The organism is uncultured Dysosmobacter sp. (genome assembly GCF_947631165.1).
Taxonomy (GTDB): domain Bacteria; phylum Bacillota; class Clostridia; order Oscillospirales; family Oscillospiraceae; genus Oscillibacter.
Map to the genome: position 1 here is coordinate 1 of NZ_CANRKH010000025.1, position 16,204 is coordinate 16,204.

Here is a 16,204-nt window from a genome sequence, read left to right on the forward strand (position 1 = left end):
CCTCTGCTGGAACTGTGTGATCCCCAGGCGGTCATCTGCCGGTTCCAGGAAGAAAAGGGCTTTACTGTCCGCTATCGCATCCTTCCGAACCACCGGAATCAGGAGTTCTTTGAGATGCACTTTGTGGACGTAAGTGAGAGCGGGCAGGAGCACGCGATGGTTCTGGGCATCCGCTGCGTGGATGAAGCTGTCCACGAGGAGCAGACACAGAAGCAGCTTCTGCAGGACGCTTTGGAGGCCGCCAACCGGGCCAGCGCTGCCAAGTCCGACTTTATGTCAAAAATGTCCCATGACATTCGCACCCCCATGAACGCCATCATCGGTATGACCGCCATTGCGGCCGCCCATGCCGAAAATCCTGACCGTGTGCGGGACGCCCTCAGCAAGATCTCCGCCTCCAGCCGGCATCTGCTGGGCCTCATCAACGAAGTTCTGGATATGAGCAAGATCGAATCCGGCACCATCAGCCTGGCTGCGGAGGAATTCAGTCTGTCCGATCTGCTTAACAGTATGCTCCTGATGATCCAGCCCCAGATTCAAGCCCACAAACACCGCCTCCAGGTCCACATTCAGGACATTCAGCATGAGAATGTGATCGGCGACAGCCTGCGCATCCAACAGGTATTTCTGAACCTCGTGAGCAACGCAGTCAAATACACTCCCGATGGCGGCGAGATCAGCCTCACCGTACGGGAGCAGGTGTTGCCCACAAGCTCCACGGGCTGCTATGAATTCATCGTCGAGGACAACGGCATTGGAATGTCTGAGGAGTATTTGACGCACATTTTTGAGCCGTTCAGCCGGGCGGAGGATCTGCGTACCAGCAAGATACAGGGCACCGGTCTGGGTATGGCCATTGCCCAGAACATCGTACATATGATGAACGGTAACATAACCGTGGAAAGTCAGCTGGGCAAGGGATCAAAATTCACCGTAACCATTTACCTGAGGTTCCAGGATGCGCAGGACATTGATACGTCAGAACTGGCGGACCTTTCGGTGCTGGTGGTAGACGACGATGACTGTGCCTGCCAATCCCTCTGCACCATGCTCGATGAGATCGGAATGCGCAGTGAAGGCTGCACCTCCGGTCAGGATGCCGTTTCAGCGGTCCAGCGCGCGCTGAATACGGCGCTCCCGTTCTACGCTGCCATTCTGGACTGGAAAATGCCCGGCATGGACGGTCTGGACACCGCCAGGGCTATTAAGCGTTTGGTCGGCGACACGCTTCCCATTATTATTCTCTCGGCCTATGATTGGTCCGATATTGAGCTGGAAGCACGAGCCGCCGGCGTAGATGCGTTCCTCAGCAAGCCTGTATTCAAATCCGGGCTGATCCGGACGTTTAAATCCCTGATGAACGCGGCACCGGAAGATCCCAATCAGGCCTCCCCGCTGGAACCACTTTTGCAAAAAGACTTCTCCGGGCGCCGGGTCCTTCTGGTTGAGGACAATGACCTGAACCGGGAAATCGCGCGAGAGGTCTTGGAGATGGCTGGGCTTACCGTTGAGGAGGCTGAAAACGGTCAGATCGCCGTAGATCTGTTCTCAGCCTCCGAGGCCGGCTATTACAGCCTGATCCTGATGGACATTCAAATGCCCATCATGAATGGCTACGACGCTGCTGCGGCTATCCGTGCGCTGAAACGCCCGGATGCGCTGCGAGTCCCCATCCTTGCTATGACTGCCAATGCCTTTGTAGAGGACATTCAAGCCGCCAAGGCTGCCGGTATGAACGAGCATCTGGCCAAACCCATCAACTTTGAGGCGCTCGGCTCAGCTCTGAAAAAGTATCTGTAAAACACTTTGGGGCTGTCTCATACTGTTTTCTGATCAAAAACTTTAAAAAGTTTTTGATTGCGGCGCATTGCGCCGCCGCGCCTACGCCGCGCAGGAAAAGTATGGACTTTCATCACAGGCGGCTTTGCCGGCGGGGCCGCTTATGCGGCCCCCAAAAAACAATTTCATTGTTTTATGGTATCAAAAGAGCAGCTGAAAAAATGCAGCGGCCGGCACTTTCATAGTGCCGGCCGCTGGCGTATTATTTGTGTGTGAATAGAAACAAAACGCAGGAAGGCCATACAGCAGGACTGGAAAGTACCAAGTTTGGAGGGCGCGGCGCCGCCAGATCACAATACGATCGCAAGATTTCGGTCAATGCATCTTGCCATGTGTCAGGTCCGGATCCTGCAAGACGGACCGAGACGCAACGTTTATGGGCGTGAAGGAAGATCCTATTTACTTACACAAAGGCTGACCTCAATTTCCGCAGGTTCCATCTTCGCGGGAAAATGAAGGTTGGCACAGAATGGATTCTGCTGGCTATGGCGTACAATGTTCTGCGTATGCACCACAAAGCCCAAAACGGGCGGGTGGGAAACACTATTTGACGCAGTTTTATGCCCTGGCCGTTATCATTTCGGTAGGCTACTGGGTCAATTTCCGTCGGGCCACCCATTTCTGTGTTTGGGCTGTCGGTATCCTGAAAGGGTTTTGGACGTTTCTTTCTTTGATAAGACGTACTTTTTTCATATAAAGCCAATGGACCTTTCTTTGTTTGTACCAGCGCAAAGTTTGAATCGGCCTCTCCCTGCCGCTTTGCCTATTCCCTGGAGTCTGACTCACTACCCGAAAAATTGGGGCGAAAACAGCGAGGCAAAGAGGGCTAAACGGAATATCATGCGGCGCAAACGCGGTGGGGAAAAGCTGGCAGACATAGATCCGTACCTTCATTTTTCACGAGCGGATGATCTGCGGAAAGCGGATCAAGCAGTGTTTCGCAAAAATGCGGCTTCAAAATCATAACTATAGCATTATGATTTTGTACAGAAAACGTATTTTACTTCCTGCATGATTACATACTATAATGTAAAAGAAAACTCGAAAAAAGTTTTTTTGTGTGGAAATTATACAAATGGGTTATTTGGTCTAAGCCGTCAGGACCAAGTTACATAAAAGCTATGATATGAGTCGTTTTATTTAAGAATTTAGGAGGATCATTATGCCCAAGCAGAAAATGAAAATTCCAGATTTTAAGAAGTTTAAAGAAGAGGGAAAGAAGTATACATTTGTCACCGCTTATGATTACACGACTGCATCCATCGTCAATGAGAGCGAGACCGAGATCATCCTGGTGGGCGACTCCGCGGCAATGGTCATGCTGGGCCGTGATTCTACGGTGGGAATGACAATGGACGAAATGATCAATTTCACAAAGCCAGTCGTCAGAGGCGCGCCGGACACGATGGTCATCGGCGATATGCCCTTCGGTTCCTACAACGTCAGCGTAGAGCAGGCAATCGCTAATACGAGCCGCATGCTGATGGAGACCGGCTGCGACTGCATCAAGATGGAAGGCGGCGCATCCCTGGCTCCCACGATCAAGAGAGTCGTTGAAGCGGGCGTGCCTGTGGTCGGACACATTGGCTTGACGCCGCAGACCGCAAGCTCCGTGGGCGGCTTCAAGGTCCAGGGCGGAACGCCTGAGGGCGCCAAGAAGCTGATCGAGGACGCAAAGGCGCTGGAAGCCGCCGGCGTGGTGGCGATCGTGATCGAGTGTGTTCCCAGCGTTGTGGCAAAGGCGGTCACGGAGGCGGTATCCGTTCCCGTTCTGGGTATTGGCGCCGGTCCGTATGTGGATTGCCAGGTTTTGGTGACCCAGGATTTGCTGGGAATGTACAGCGGCTTCAAGCCGAAGTTTGTGAAGCATTTTGCCGAGATCCGTCAGGCAATGGTCGGCGGTCTGAATCTCTTCCATGAAGAAACGCTGAGCGGCGCTTTCCCGGGTCCCGAAAACAGCTTTAATAAAGCGGTCGAGATCCCCAAGCTGTATTGAACTCCAAAAGTGTTTTCAGAGGCAAATGGGCCTATGAAAACCACAATAGCTCCTGAAGCCGTTTCGTGTGCTGCGGCAGCGTTCGTTGGAGCGTAAAATTTTGAAACTGGAGGAATGCTCATATGGGTGTTGCAGTTTTGTTCGCATCCTTTTTCCTGTTTATACTGATTGGGCTTCCGATCGCATTGGCTCTGGGTGGATCCGCATTGCTGTATATCGCGTTTTTTGCCAATGTCTCCCCCATCATCGTCACACAGCAGATCCTAGCAAGTGTAAACACGTATACATTGTTGGCGGTCCCGTTTTTCATCATGGCCGGCGCTCTGATGGAGACCGGCGGCATTTCCAAGCGGATCGTCTCGTTCTGCCAAGCGCTTGTTGGACATTTTACCGGAGGCCTGGCGCTGGTCGTTGTTTTGGCGAGCGTTTTCTTTGCCGCAATGACCGGCTCCGGCGTCGCGGCCTGCGCGGCTGTCGGCGGCATCATGATCCCGATGATGGTCGAGAATGGCTACGACAGTGATTTTGCCTGTGCGCTGCAGGCGACGTCCGGCATTTTTGGTCCGCTGATCCCGCCCAGCATCGTTATGGTGCTGTACGCGGTCTATGCCAATCAGTCTGTCAGTACGATGCTGATGGCCGGCGTCGGCCCTGGCATATTGCAGGCCGGCATGGTGTGCATCCTGGCGATCGTTATCTGCCACCGCCGGGGCTACAAGGGCGTTGGTAAATTCTCGTTCAAAAATGTCTGCAGGGCGTTTTGTGATTCTTTCTGGGCTTTGCTGGCGCCGGTCATCATTCTGGGCGGGATCTATTCCGGCATCTGCACCGCGACTGAGGCGTCCGGCGTGGCGTGCTTCTACTCCATTATCGTGGGCCTGTTCATTTACAGAGAAATGAATTTCCGCCAGTTGATGTCCTGCCTGGGCAAGGCGATGAAGAGCACCGGCAACATCATGCTGATCGTCGGCGCGTCCGGCGCGTTTTCATGGGTCCTGACCCGTGAGCGTATCGCCTCTAAGGCGGCGGCCGCTCTGCTGTCCATCACAGACAGCAAGGTGCTGTTCCTGGTCTGCGCGATGGTGATCCTTCTGATCCTGGGCTGCTTCATCGACTCCGTTCCCATCACTACCATCATGACGCCGATCTTGGCTCCCATGGCGATGCAGTATGGCATTTCCCTGGTCCATCTGGGCGGATTGATGGTCAGCGGGACCTGCATCGGCCTGATCACGCCGCCCATGGGGCTCAATCTGTTTATGGGCGCGCAGGTCGGCAACCGACCCATCCACAAGGTGATTGCCGCGGTCAAGCCGTTTATCATTGTAACGCTGATCGGCTTTATCCTTGTCGCGTTCATTCCCGGCATTACGACGTTCCTGCCCAGCTTGCTCTGACAGGTCGTATATATCAAAAACAATCAACAGTGGAAAATTGGAGGTAAGTTATGAAAAAGTTTCTCGCTATGATCCTCGCGATCGCAATGACACTGTCCCTGGCCGCGTGCGGCGGAAAAACTACTGAGAAGACGGAAGATCCCAAGACCGATACCGAGACCAAGGAACCCGCCCAGACCGGCGACGAACCGGTGGAGCTGACCGCCATCGTGGCCGGCCTGACCGAGGACAGCCCCAGCGGCGTGGCTCTGAAGAAGTTCGCGGAGCTGTGCAATACGTATTCTGATGGTTCTGTTACGATCGACTGCTTCTTCAACACGGAGCTGGGCAATGTCTCCGCGTGCGTTGAGAGCACCGCGCAGGGCACCATCGATATCGTCTCTACCGGTACTTCTTATTTTGCCGGTTATGTTCCTGCCATTCAGGTCTTTGAGCTGCCCTATGTGTTCGGTTCCTATGATGAGGCGCACCAGACTCTGGACGGCGAGGCCGGCAAGGAGATCGCTGATCTGTTTGACTCCACGGATCTGAAGATGCTGTGCTACTGGGAGAGCGGTATGCGCCATGTGACCAACAGCCGCAATCCGATCATCACACCCGACGACATGAAGGGCCTGAAGATCCGCACCGTTGTTTCTGAGACGCAGCAGGCCACTTGGGAAGCCTTCGGCGCCATCCCCATGGCTCTGGATATGGGCGAGGTATTCACCGCTCTGCAGAACCACACAGTCGACGCGCAGGAGAACACCCTGTCCTCCATCACCTCCTACAAGATGCAGGAAGTGCAGAAGTACCTGTCTATGACTTATCATGCCTATACCCCCATGCCCTTCTTCATCAACCGAGCAAAGTGGGATTCTCTGAGCGAGAACCAGCAGGCCGCGATCCAGAAGGCTTCTGAGGAGGCCCGTGATTACGCACGTGAGCTGAACGCCGCCGGTGAGGAGGAATGCCTGCAGACCCTGCGGGATGCTGGCGTGGAGATCGAGGAAAATCCCGATACGGCCGCCTTCGCCGCCCTCTGCGATCCTGTCTATCAGATCTTTAACAAGGCCATGGGCAGCGATGAGTATCTGACGATGGTCCAGGAGTTCGTTGCTTCCCTGCGTTAAAAGCAAATTTTTGAGAGAGGAATGTTACACGTGAAAAACGTCCTCAAAAAGTTAGATGTTTTTGCTGAACAAGCTTTGGGAGTGATCGGCCTGGTGGGCATCCTGGTCATTACCGCCAACGCGTTCTGCCGGTTTGTGCTGAAGGTTCCCATGTCCTGGTCTGACGAGCTGCTCCGCACGATCATGATCTATGGCTATTTCATTGGAGCGGCGCTGATGTTCTGCCACGGCGATTGCATGCGCCTGGAGATCGTTGATAACGCGCTGAAAAACCATAAGACCGCCCATCGGATATTGAATATCGTCCTGGCAGTGGTGAATGCCGCGTTCTTTGGATTGATGGGCTACTATGTGTTCCAGATGGTCGTTCAGTATATTGCGGATGGAACAACGCAGTCCACAAGTTCGACCCCGGCGTGGATCCTGCCCTTCGGATGCGCGCTCGGCATGCTCATTATTGCCGTGGCGGCAGTTGTGAACTTCATAAAAGAAGTTTCCCCGAGAAAAGATTGAAATTGATCGCAAATAGATGATGCATGCATAATCACGTTGCCCGGATGGCTTGTTTGGGCAACGTGATTATTGCACGTTTTCAAACTTTATTGGTGGCAGCGTATTTAAGAGTTGTATTACGCTGAATTTTCTGATACGCTGTTAAAAAAGTAAATAAGAGAGGGTCCCGAGGAAGCATAAATATGGCGTGAAAGATGTCCTTTTTCAGGCGCCTTTTCAGAGGCGTCCTCAGCCTGCTGCTTGAAGCGGGAATGTTTTGAATGAAGGGGATGGATGCATATGATGGCGGATAGAAAAGCTTATTTTATTACGATAGCTGAGACCAGGAACATTACAGTGGCAGCCCAGCTGCTGCGGGTGTCACAGCCATCATTGTCCCAGTATATCAATCGTCTTGAGAAAAAATTCGGCGTGAAATTGCTGGAGCGCAATTATACGCCGCTGCGCTTGACGAAGGCAGGGGAAATTTACCTGGAATATGTCAAAGAGAGCGTCGATGTGGAAAACCGGTTTGAAGCGCGGCTGGAGGAGTATAAGCTGCAGCAGAATCAGGCCCTGTCCGTCGGCATTCCGACGCAGCTCACGCCGATGATCTTTGGAAAGCTTGTCCAGAACTTTGCTTACAACCATCCGGATGTTAAGATCATCATCAAGGAGGGAACCTCCCTGTCTGTTCTGGAACTGCTGGCCATGGGCGAAGTGGACATCGCGTTTTTCCACACGATGGACCGGCATGATCCGCGCTTTAATCGCTATATCTTGCAGAAGGAAACACTGTCTCTCGCGTGTAATCGCGACAGCGTATTAGCACACGGCAGGACAGGGACCGCGGAGTTTCCTCTTGTGCTGAGGGGAACAGATCTGCTTCAAATCGAAAAGATGCGTTTCCTGACGCTGTCCAAAAACTATTATCTATATCATGTTATGGCTGATTATCTGCAAGGCAACGGGATATCGCCCAAGAAGATCATAGAGATCCCGAATTCCAACGCGATCGTCAGTTACCTGTTGTCCCCCAAAAGCGACGGAGTCTCGATGCTCGCGCAATTCATGACAGAGGACCTGACGAAGTTGGACGAGCTTACATTTTTCAATATAGACGGCGACAGCCCGGCCTGGTATTTGACGATGAACTGCATGAATGACACCCCGCTGACGAAGATCGGGAGACAGTTTTGGACAGAGATCCAGGAAAAAGCTAAGACTGTCGTGCTGTGAGTGATCCCGGCATTGGCTGGAGACAGCCATACGATATGAGTACTGCTCTTTCAGCGGTCATTCCGGAACGAAGCTTTGGAATGGCCGCTTTTTGATGCCGCGGCAGCGTTTGCTCGGGAATACAAAAGGGCCGATCATAACTTGAAAGTTATAATTTGCCAGGAAAGAAATATTTCACAAAAGATGTTTTCTGCATTATGATAAATTTATCAGATCCGGTAAAGAATGACGGCCTTTATCAGAAACCTGAGACTTGATCCTTGACAGTTTTCAATCAAAGGAGTGAAATACATATGCTATCCGACATCGAAATCGCGCAGCAGGCGAATCCGCTGAAGATCACAGACATCGCAAAGTCCTGCAATATTGATGAGAAGTACATTGAGATGTATGGCAATTATAAGGCAAAGGTGGACTATCGCCTGCTGAAAGAGAGCAGTGAGCCGGACGGCAAGCTGATCCTGGTCACTGCGATCACGCCGACCCCCGCAGGGGAAGGCAAGACGACCACATCCGTGGGTTTGGCAGACGCGCTTCGAAAGATCGGCAAAAATGCTGTTGTAGCGCTGCGGGAGCCTTCTCTCGGCCCTGTGTTCGGCGTGAAGGGCGGCGCTGCCGGCGGCGGCTATGCGCAGGTGGTGCCTATGGAGGACATCAACCTCCATTTCACCGGCGATTTCCACGCCATTGGCGCGGCCAACAATCTGCTGGCCGCTATGCTGGACAATCATATCCAGCAGGGCAACGCCCTGGGCATCGACGTGAAGCAGATCACCTGGAAGCGCGCTGTGGACATGAACGACCGCCAGCTTCGCCATATCGTGGACGGCCTGGGCGGCAGGATGCAGGGTGTGCCCCGGGAGGATGGATTCGAGATCACGGTAGCCAGTGAGATCATGGCGGTGCTGTGTCTGGCGTCTGACATCACGGATCTCAAAGCCCGGCTGGCCCGGATGATCGTAGCCTACACCTACGACGGCAAGCCCGTCACCGCCCATGACCTGAAGGCGGAGGGAGCCATGGCGGCATTGCTGAAGGATGCGCTGAAGCCCAATCTGGTACAGACCTTGGAGCATACGCCTGCTTTTATCCATGGCGGGCCCTTTGCCAACATCGCCCATGGCTGCAACTCCGTCACCGCGACCCGCATGGCTCTAAAAGTCGGCGACTACGCCGTTACCGAGGCGGGCTTTGCCGCGGATCTGGGCGCGGAGAAATTTATTGACATCAAGTGCCGCATGGCTGGACTGCATCCCTCCGCTGTTGTGATCGTGGCCACTGTCCGCGCCCTGAAGTATCACGGCGGCGTGCCGAAGGCGGAGCTGAACAATGAGAATCTGGAGGCGCTGAAGAAGGGCTTGCCCAATCTGCTGCAGCATGTGGACAATGTGAAGAACGTGTTCGGCCTGCCCTGCGTAGTGGCCATCAATGCCTTCCCCACCGACACCAAGGCTGAGCTGGACCTGGTGGAGGAGAAGTGCAGCGAGCTGGGTGTGAACGTGGCCCTCAGCGAGGTCTGGGCCAAGGGCGGCGAAGGCGGCAAGGCGCTGGCCGAGGAGGTCGTCCGCCTTTGCGGGCAGCCCAACGATTTCAGCTTCACCTATCCCTTGGAGGCATCTATCGAAGAGAAGCTGGAGACCATCTGCAAGCGGGTCTATCACGCCGACGGCGTTCAGTTGACCGCCAATGCCAAGAAGCAGGCCAAGCAGCTGACGGAGCTGGGCTTCAGCGATTTGCCCATTTGCATGGCCAAGACCCAGTACTCCTTCTCGGACGATGCCTCGCTGCTGGGCGCGCCGAAAGGCTTCACTGTTACCGTCCGCAATTTGAAGGTCTCCGCCGGAGCGGGCTTCATCGTGGCCCTGACCGGCGACATCATGACTATGCCGGGTCTGCCGAAGGCGCCTGCCGCGGAGAAGATCGACGTGAATGAGAACGGAAAGATTACGGGCCTGTTTTGACCGGCAGGGCAGCACATTTCCGCAGGAAAGGGAAGGAATCGTTTTATGAAAGAAAAGCTTGTTGAGAAGAGCTGCGCGGATTTTGCCGCGGTGCTGGCCTCCAAGGCTCCCGTTCCCGGCGGCGGCGGCGCGGCGGCGCTGGTCGGCGCTCTTGGCACAGCATTGTGCTCCATGGTGGGAAATCTGACCGTGGGGCGCAAGAAATACGCTGCTGTGGAAGCAGACATCCGGTCAGCCCTGAAGCAGGCAGAGAAGGTCCAGGCAGAGCTGCTGGAGCTGGTGGACAAGGATGCTGAGGCGTTTGAGCCGCTGTCCCGGGCCTATTCGATCTCCAAGGATGACCCAACGCGGGAAGTGACGCTGGAAAACGCCACGAGATCGGCATGTCAGGCGCCTCTGGAGATGATGTGCGCCATTTGCAAGGCGATCGAACTGCTGGAAGAAATGCTGGAAAAGGGCAGCGTAACGCTGGTATCCGATGTGGGCTGCGGCGCCTTGTGCTGCGGAGCGGCGCTGGAGAGCGCCAGCATGAATATTTTTGTCAATACAGGAACGCTGCGGGACCGAGAGGAAGCGGCGCTGCTGGACGTGCAGGCCGACACGCTGCTGGCGGAATACCTTCCGCGGGCAAGGCACGTGGCGGATGAAGTGGCGCGGCGGCTGAGGAATGGAGGATGAACATGGCGGAGATATGGAAGGGCGCCCCTGTGGCGGCCGCTATGACAGAACACCTGGCTGAAAGAGCGCGGCAGCTGCTGGAAAGGGGCGTGGAGCCGACGCTGGCCATTTTGCGCTTGGGAGAGCGGCCGGATGACATCGCCTATGAGCGCGGCGCGATCAGCCGCTGCGGGAAAATCGGCGTCGCGGTGCGGCAGATGCATCTGTCCGCAGACTGTTCCCGTGAGGAGCTGCTGGATACGATCCGGCAGGTCAATGAGGACACGGGCATCCATGGGTGCCTGATGCTTCGCCCTCTGCCGAACAGGGATGATGAATGGGCCGCCTGCGATCTGCTGGCGCCAGAGAAGGATGTGGACTGTATCACCCCCGCGGCCCTGAGCGCGGTGTTTTCCGGCAGAGGGGCCGGATATCCGCCCTGTACCGCCCAGGCCTGTATCGAATTGCTGGATCATTACGGCGTTTCGCTGAAGGGCAAGCGGGTAGCTGTTATTGGACGCAGTCTGGTCATCGGCAAGCCGGTGTCCATGCTGCTGCAAAGCCGTGATGCAACAGTGACCATGTGCCACACCAAGACGGTGGATATGCCCGCCGTCTGCCGGGAGGCAGAGATTCTGATCGCGGCGGCCGGCAAGGCCGGACTGGTAGATGAGCGGTTTATCAGCGAAGGACAGATCGTTCTGGATGTCGGGATCAATGTGGACGCAGATGGGAATCTGTGCGGCGACGTGAAGTTTGAGGCGGCGGAGCCTGTGGTACGGGCCATCACGCCGGTCCCCGCCGGCGTGGGCTCTGTGACGACTGCCGTCCTTGCGAAGCATGTCATCGAAGCCGCGGAAAAAACGCTGGGATGATCCGTGGTATGCGGAGTTCCGGCGACTATAAAATACATGTAAAAGGTCAATTGACAGAGTAGGGCCAGCGCGTCAAGTGCCGACGGATGGGATGTTGCCGCCGGACGAAAGGATCTCGATCCTGCGTTGCTGTGCCCGCGTCCGCTGCCACCTAAGGAGAAATCCCCTTTCGTGGCAACTGTCACGAAAGGGGATTTTTTATGAAAACGAGACAACTGACCATGGATGCCATGCTCGCCGCGATGTGCGCGGTGCTGGGCTGTCTGGCCCTGAACTTCGGGAACCTGAAGTTTACATTTGAAAGCCTGCCCGTACATATCGGCGCGCTGCTGTTCGGCCCTGTTGACGGTATGCTGATCGGCGGCGTCGGGACGCTGCTCTATCAGCTGCTCCGATACGGCGTTACCGCGACCACGCTGTTGTGGATCCTGCCCTATGTGCTTTGCGGACTGTCGGTGGGCTGGTGTGCCAGGGAGAAGGGCTTTTCACTCACCAGCAGGCAAACGGTCGTTCTGGTGGTACTCAATGAACTGCTGATCACGATTTTGAATACAGCCGCCCTCTATATCGACAGCCATGTCTATGGCTATTACACCCCTACCTTCATTACCGGTGTGCTGGGCCTGCGGCTCGTGATCTGCGTTGCGAAAGCCGTGGCTTACGGATCGGTCCTGCCGGGCGTGATCAAGCTCCTGCGTCAGATATTCCACCTGCGTGAGGCATAAGGAGAGCAGCGATGACATTGGAAGAAACCATGACATTTATCCAGTCCGTCAACTGGCTGGGCTGCCGGCCGGGCTTGGAGCGCATCACCGGCCTGATGCGCCGGCTGGGAGATCCGCAGAAGGATCTGCGTTATGTCCATATCACAGGGACCAACGGCAAGGGCTCCACGGCGGCGATGCTGTCCGCGATCCTGCAGGCGGCGGGCTATACGGTGGGACTGTTCACCTCTCCACATCTGCGGCGCTACAACGAACGTATCAAAATCAACGGCAGGGATATCTCCGACGAAGATCTGTGCGCCATGGCGGAGCGTGTAAAACCGGCGGTGGAGCAGATGAACGCGGTCCCGACAGAATTTGAGCGCTTCACGGCAATGGCGCTGCTGTACTTCCAGAAAAGGCACTGTGATATCGTGGTGCTGGAGGTGGGATTAGGGGGCCGTTTGGACAGCACCAATGTGATCCCCGCCCCGGAGGCGGCGGTCATTACCAACATCGGTCTGGAGCACACAGAATATCTGGGCGATACCATAGAAAAGATCGCCGCGGAGAAAGCGGGGATCATCAAGCCGGGAGCGGATGTGGTGCTCAGCGGGCAGTGTCCGGAGGCGGAGACTGTGGTTCGGGCGCTTGCGCATGGAAACCAGATGTGCGTTACAGACGTTTCTCAGCTGCGTCAGCTCTCCGCGGATCTTTCCGGGCAGCGGATCGATTACCGGGAACGGAAGGATCTGCGGCTTCGGCTGCTGGGGGCATACCAGTGTCAAAATGCCGCGGTGGCACTGGATACAGTGGATGCGCTGCGCCGCCGGGGTTGGAATATCTCGGAAACTGCGGTCCGGCATGGATTGGAGACCGCGGCCTGGCCCGGCCGGTTTGAGGTGCTGCGGACAAAGCCGCTGGTCCTGGCGGACGGCGCCCACAACCCCAATGGCGTGGCGGAGCTGGTCCGGTGCTTGGAGCAGTATCTGCCTGGGAAAAAGTGCCTGTTTCTGACCGGCGTTATGGCGGACAAGGATTATGCGGACATGATGCAAATGGTCACGCCCTATGCCGCCGCATTTATCACAGTGCCGCCTCCCAGTGAGCGGGCGCTTTCGGCGCAGGCGTTGAGAGAACAGATCCAGCAGAGCTTTTCCGGTCCCGTACATGCGGCGGACAGCGTGGAAGCTGGCCTGGAGCTGGCTCTGGCCAGCCTGGAGCCAGAGCAGCCGCTGTGTATTTTTGGCTCCCTGTACCAGATGGGCATCGTTCGGGCGTTTTTTGAAAAATAGCAGGAGGAACGATCATGCTGGACGAAGAGAAACAAGCGCTCCGCAGAGCGGTCCGGCGGCAGATCGCCGCGTTTTCACCGAAGTATTTGCGGGATGCCGGTGAGAAGATTGCGGCGCGGCTGGACGGATGTCCGGAATACCGGCAGGCGCGGACTGTTTTGGGATTTGTCAGCATGGCAACAGAGATCGATACGCTGCCGTTTCTCCGTCGAACGATGGAGGCTGGAAAGCGTCTGACGGTTCCCCTGTGCACGGCGCCTGGCCGTATGGAAGCCCGCCTCATTCGGGGAATGGACGACTTGAGACCCGGCAGCTATGGTATTTTGGAGCCAGGACCGGAGTGCCCCCGGCTGGCTCCCGCGGAGATCGAATTTGCGGTGATCCCCTGTGTGGCCTGTGACCGGCAAGGCAACCGGCTGGGCCACGGAGGCGGATATTATGACCGCTATCTGGCCGTGTATACCGGTCCGGCGGCGCTCGTATGTCCGGAGGCGCTGCTGCAGCGTTCGATCCCCACAGGACCGCTGGACCGCCCGATCGGTTTGGTGGTCACTGAAACAGCAATGTACAGGGACGGTATCATGAAAATATGATAGAGCGGCGCTTCACAGATCGCTCTTTTCTTCAGCTGGCACCAACAACGTGTTCAGCGCCGCGGGATCGGTTCTGTGCGATCCGCCGGCGCACCGTCCTGATATTTCACTTGCATCCCTACCCTCAGTAGACAAAGGGCAATACGCCTGCCAGCGGCTAAAATCAACGCTGGCTGCGTCATCGTCCCAGGTGGGCGTTGGCCCACCGTCGTCCTCTTCCTTGCCAGCGCCGGTTTTTTCTCGCTGGCAGGTCTTTAGAGTTTTTCGGGAGCAGATTTAGTGGCCGGCAAGGCAGCCGAGGCCGCCGGGCTGACGCCCGGCAACGAGGATAACGCAGTCAGCCGCTCAAGATGCCCCGAAAAACCGTATTGCCCTTTGTCTACTGAGGGTATGCTAGCCTGATAGCCGTATTACCTCCTTTCATTCTACTCTCTCTTCTTTTTGATTTTCTGCGGCCAACAGCTCGTTGGCGCCGCGCCTTGCGGCGGCATCAGGCAAAACTGCCCTGGATCTGGCTTTTGGGCTAGATCCAGGGCAGTCATTTTGTTGGCTGCCGACTGACAGACGCCGTGAGGCGGCGACGGCAAAGCCCCCGGCCGGTGGCCGGGGGCTTGTTTCACAGGGAGCACTTTCCACGGGCCATGTAACGGCCCTGAGGAGTCTCGTCCAGAACCCTGCCGTCCTCCACGGCCAGACTGCCCCGGAGCCACACCTGCCGGATGCCGCCCACGGTGACAAAGCCCTCGTAGGGATTGTAGTCCACGTTGGCTACGTAGTCGTCGGCCCGGATGACGTGGCTGGCACCAGGGTCGTAGACCACGATGTCCGCGTCGCTGCCGAGGCGGAGCTGGCCCTTCCGGGGGAAGAGGCCGTACAGCTTGGCGGGATTCTCACTGAGGGCGCGGACCATGCGGCCCAGGCTGACGCGCTTTTTGGCCACGCCGTAGGAATAGATCAGCTCGCCCCGGGTCTCTACGCCGGGGAGACCGCCAGGGATCTTGGTGAAGTCCTCCTGGCCCATGTCCTTCTGGGTCAGGGTGAAGGAGCAGTGATCGGTGGAGATGGTCTGGATGTCGCCCCGGCGCAGGGCCTTCCACAGAGCCTCCTGCTGGCCCTTTTCCCGGATGGGCGGCGCGCAGACATAGCGGGCGGCCTGGGAGTAGTCCTCATTGAAATACACGCTGTCGTCCAGCAGCAGGTACTGGGGGCAGGTCTCCACAAAGACCTTCTGGCCCCGGTCCCGGGCGTGGCGGACCTCATTCAGCGCCTCCTGATTGGTCAGGTGGACGATGACCACCGGGGCCTCCGCCGCCTGGGCAATGCGCAGCAGACGGGAGACGGCCTCGGCCTCCAGATAGGGAGGGCGGGTCAGGGGATGACAGGCGGGGGAGAGCTGGCCGGCATTTTTCCGCTCGGCGATCATGCCGTCGATGACTCCGGCGTTCTCGCAGTGGACGCCGCAGATGCCGCCCAGCGTTTTCAGCTCCTTCAAAGCCCAGTACATATCCCGGTCCCCCACCATCATGGCGGGATAGGTCATATACATCTTGAAGGAGGACACGCCCCTGGCGAACATGTCCGGCAGCTCCGCCCGGATGGACTCGTTCCAGTCGTCGATGGTCATGTGGAAGCCATAGTCGCAGAAGGTGCGGCCGTCGGCCTTTTTGTGCCACAGGTCCAGACCGTAGTGCAGAGATTCGCCCTTGTTGGGGCAGGCGAAGTCAATAATTGTGGTGGTGCCGCCCCGCAGGGCCGCCCGGCTGCCGGTGTAGAAGTCATCGGCGGTGGTGGTGTTGCAGACGTCCAGATCGAAGTGGGTGTGGGCGTCGATGAAGCCGGGGAACAGCAGGCAGCCAGTGACATCCACGACCCGGTCGAAATCACCCTTCAGGTTCCGGCCCAGGTCCGTGACTTTTTCGTTTTCGATCACCAGATCGGCCCGCTTCGCTCCGCTGCCGGAGACCACGGAGCCGCCTTTGAACAGTGTACGCATGTTGGTCCCTCCGTTCGTTTATGATAAGTAGTATCGCATAGATACAGATGG

At 56.6% G+C, this 16,204-nt stretch carries 14 protein-coding genes and 1 riboswitch; of the genes, 13 read left to right on the plus strand and 1 reads right to left on the minus strand.

Going from position 1 to position 16,204, the window contains the following annotated elements; translation table 11 throughout:
• The 13 genes from Q0Z69_RS11780 to Q0Z69_RS11835 form a co-directional block, all read left to right on the plus strand.
• On the plus strand, positions 1-1,800 hold a 1,800-nt coding region (locus Q0Z69_RS11780), incomplete at its 5' end, for a hybrid sensor histidine kinase/response regulator (protein WP_298033706.1).
• A 431-nt stretch (positions 1,801-2,231) separates the two neighbouring features.
• Entirely contained in the window at positions 2,232-2,390 is a 159-nt protein-coding gene (locus Q0Z69_RS16905) for a transposase (RefSeq protein WP_367272312.1), read from the plus strand.
• Positions 2,391-3,001: 611 nt separating this feature from the next.
• Positions 3,002-3,835: a 3-methyl-2-oxobutanoate hydroxymethyltransferase gene (panB, locus tag Q0Z69_RS11785; protein WP_298033708.1), complete on the plus strand. Its 834-nt coding sequence runs from the start codon at positions 3,002-3,004 to the stop codon at positions 3,833-3,835.
• Positions 3,836-3,957: 122 nt separating this feature from the next.
• The gene (locus Q0Z69_RS11790) at positions 3,958-5,232 is read left to right on the plus strand and encodes a TRAP transporter large permease (protein WP_298033710.1); all 1,275 of its coding nucleotides are present in this window, start codon (positions 3,958-3,960) and stop codon (positions 5,230-5,232) included.
• 50 nt (positions 5,233-5,282) lie between these two features.
• On the plus strand, positions 5,283-6,344 hold the full coding sequence (locus tag Q0Z69_RS11795) for a DctP family TRAP transporter solute-binding subunit (RefSeq protein ID WP_298033712.1): 1,062 nt from the start codon (positions 5,283-5,285) through the stop codon (positions 6,342-6,344).
• Positions 6,345-6,374: 30 nt separating this feature from the next.
• Positions 6,375-6,857 carry a TRAP transporter small permease gene (locus Q0Z69_RS11800; RefSeq protein ID WP_298033716.1) on the plus strand — a complete coding sequence of 161 codons (483 nt, stop codon included), beginning with the start codon at positions 6,375-6,377 and terminating at the stop codon, positions 6,855-6,857.
• Positions 6,858-7,139: 282 nt separating this feature from the next.
• Positions 7,140-8,075, plus strand: coding sequence for a LysR family transcriptional regulator (locus Q0Z69_RS11805; RefSeq protein WP_298033804.1), 936 nt, complete (start codon positions 7,140-7,142; stop codon positions 8,073-8,075).
• Between the two features lie 287 nt (positions 8,076-8,362).
• Positions 8,363-10,036 (plus strand): formate--tetrahydrofolate ligase, encoded by a 1,674-nt coding sequence (locus Q0Z69_RS11810; protein WP_298033806.1) that lies wholly within the window; start codon positions 8,363-8,365, stop codon positions 10,034-10,036.
• Between the two features lie 45 nt (positions 10,037-10,081).
• Positions 10,082-10,714, plus strand: coding sequence for a cyclodeaminase/cyclohydrolase family protein (locus Q0Z69_RS11815; protein WP_298033719.1), 633 nt, complete (start codon positions 10,082-10,084; stop codon positions 10,712-10,714).
• Positions 10,715-10,716: 2 nt separating this feature from the next.
• Positions 10,717-11,568, plus strand: a complete 852-nt coding sequence (locus tag Q0Z69_RS11820) for a bifunctional 5,10-methylenetetrahydrofolate dehydrogenase/5,10-methenyltetrahydrofolate cyclohydrolase (RefSeq protein WP_298033722.1) — start codon at positions 10,717-10,719, stop codon at positions 11,566-11,568.
• Between the two features lie 52 nt (positions 11,569-11,620).
• Positions 11,621-11,717: riboswitch (THF riboswitch) on the plus strand.
• Between the two features lie 51 nt (positions 11,718-11,768).
• Positions 11,769-12,293 (plus strand): folate family ECF transporter S component, encoded by a 525-nt coding sequence (locus tag Q0Z69_RS11825; protein WP_298033724.1) that lies wholly within the window; start codon positions 11,769-11,771, stop codon positions 12,291-12,293.
• Positions 12,294-12,304: 11 nt separating this feature from the next.
• A complete protein-coding gene (locus Q0Z69_RS11830) occupies positions 12,305-13,567 on the plus strand; it encodes a folylpolyglutamate synthase/dihydrofolate synthase family protein (protein WP_298033727.1) in 1,263 nt (420 codons plus the stop codon).
• 14 nt (positions 13,568-13,581) lie between these two features.
• On the plus strand, positions 13,582-14,160 hold the full coding sequence (locus tag Q0Z69_RS11835; protein WP_298033730.1) for a 5-formyltetrahydrofolate cyclo-ligase: 579 nt from the start codon (positions 13,582-13,584) through the stop codon (positions 14,158-14,160).
• Between the two features lie 616 nt (positions 14,161-14,776).
• Here Q0Z69_RS11835 and hydA read toward each other — a convergent pair.
• Positions 14,777-16,153 carry a dihydropyrimidinase gene (gene hydA / locus Q0Z69_RS11840; RefSeq protein WP_298033733.1) on the minus strand — a complete coding sequence of 459 codons (1,377 nt, stop codon included), beginning with the start codon at positions 16,151-16,153 and terminating at the stop codon, positions 14,777-14,779.
• Between the last annotated feature and the right edge of the window lie 51 nt (positions 16,154-16,204).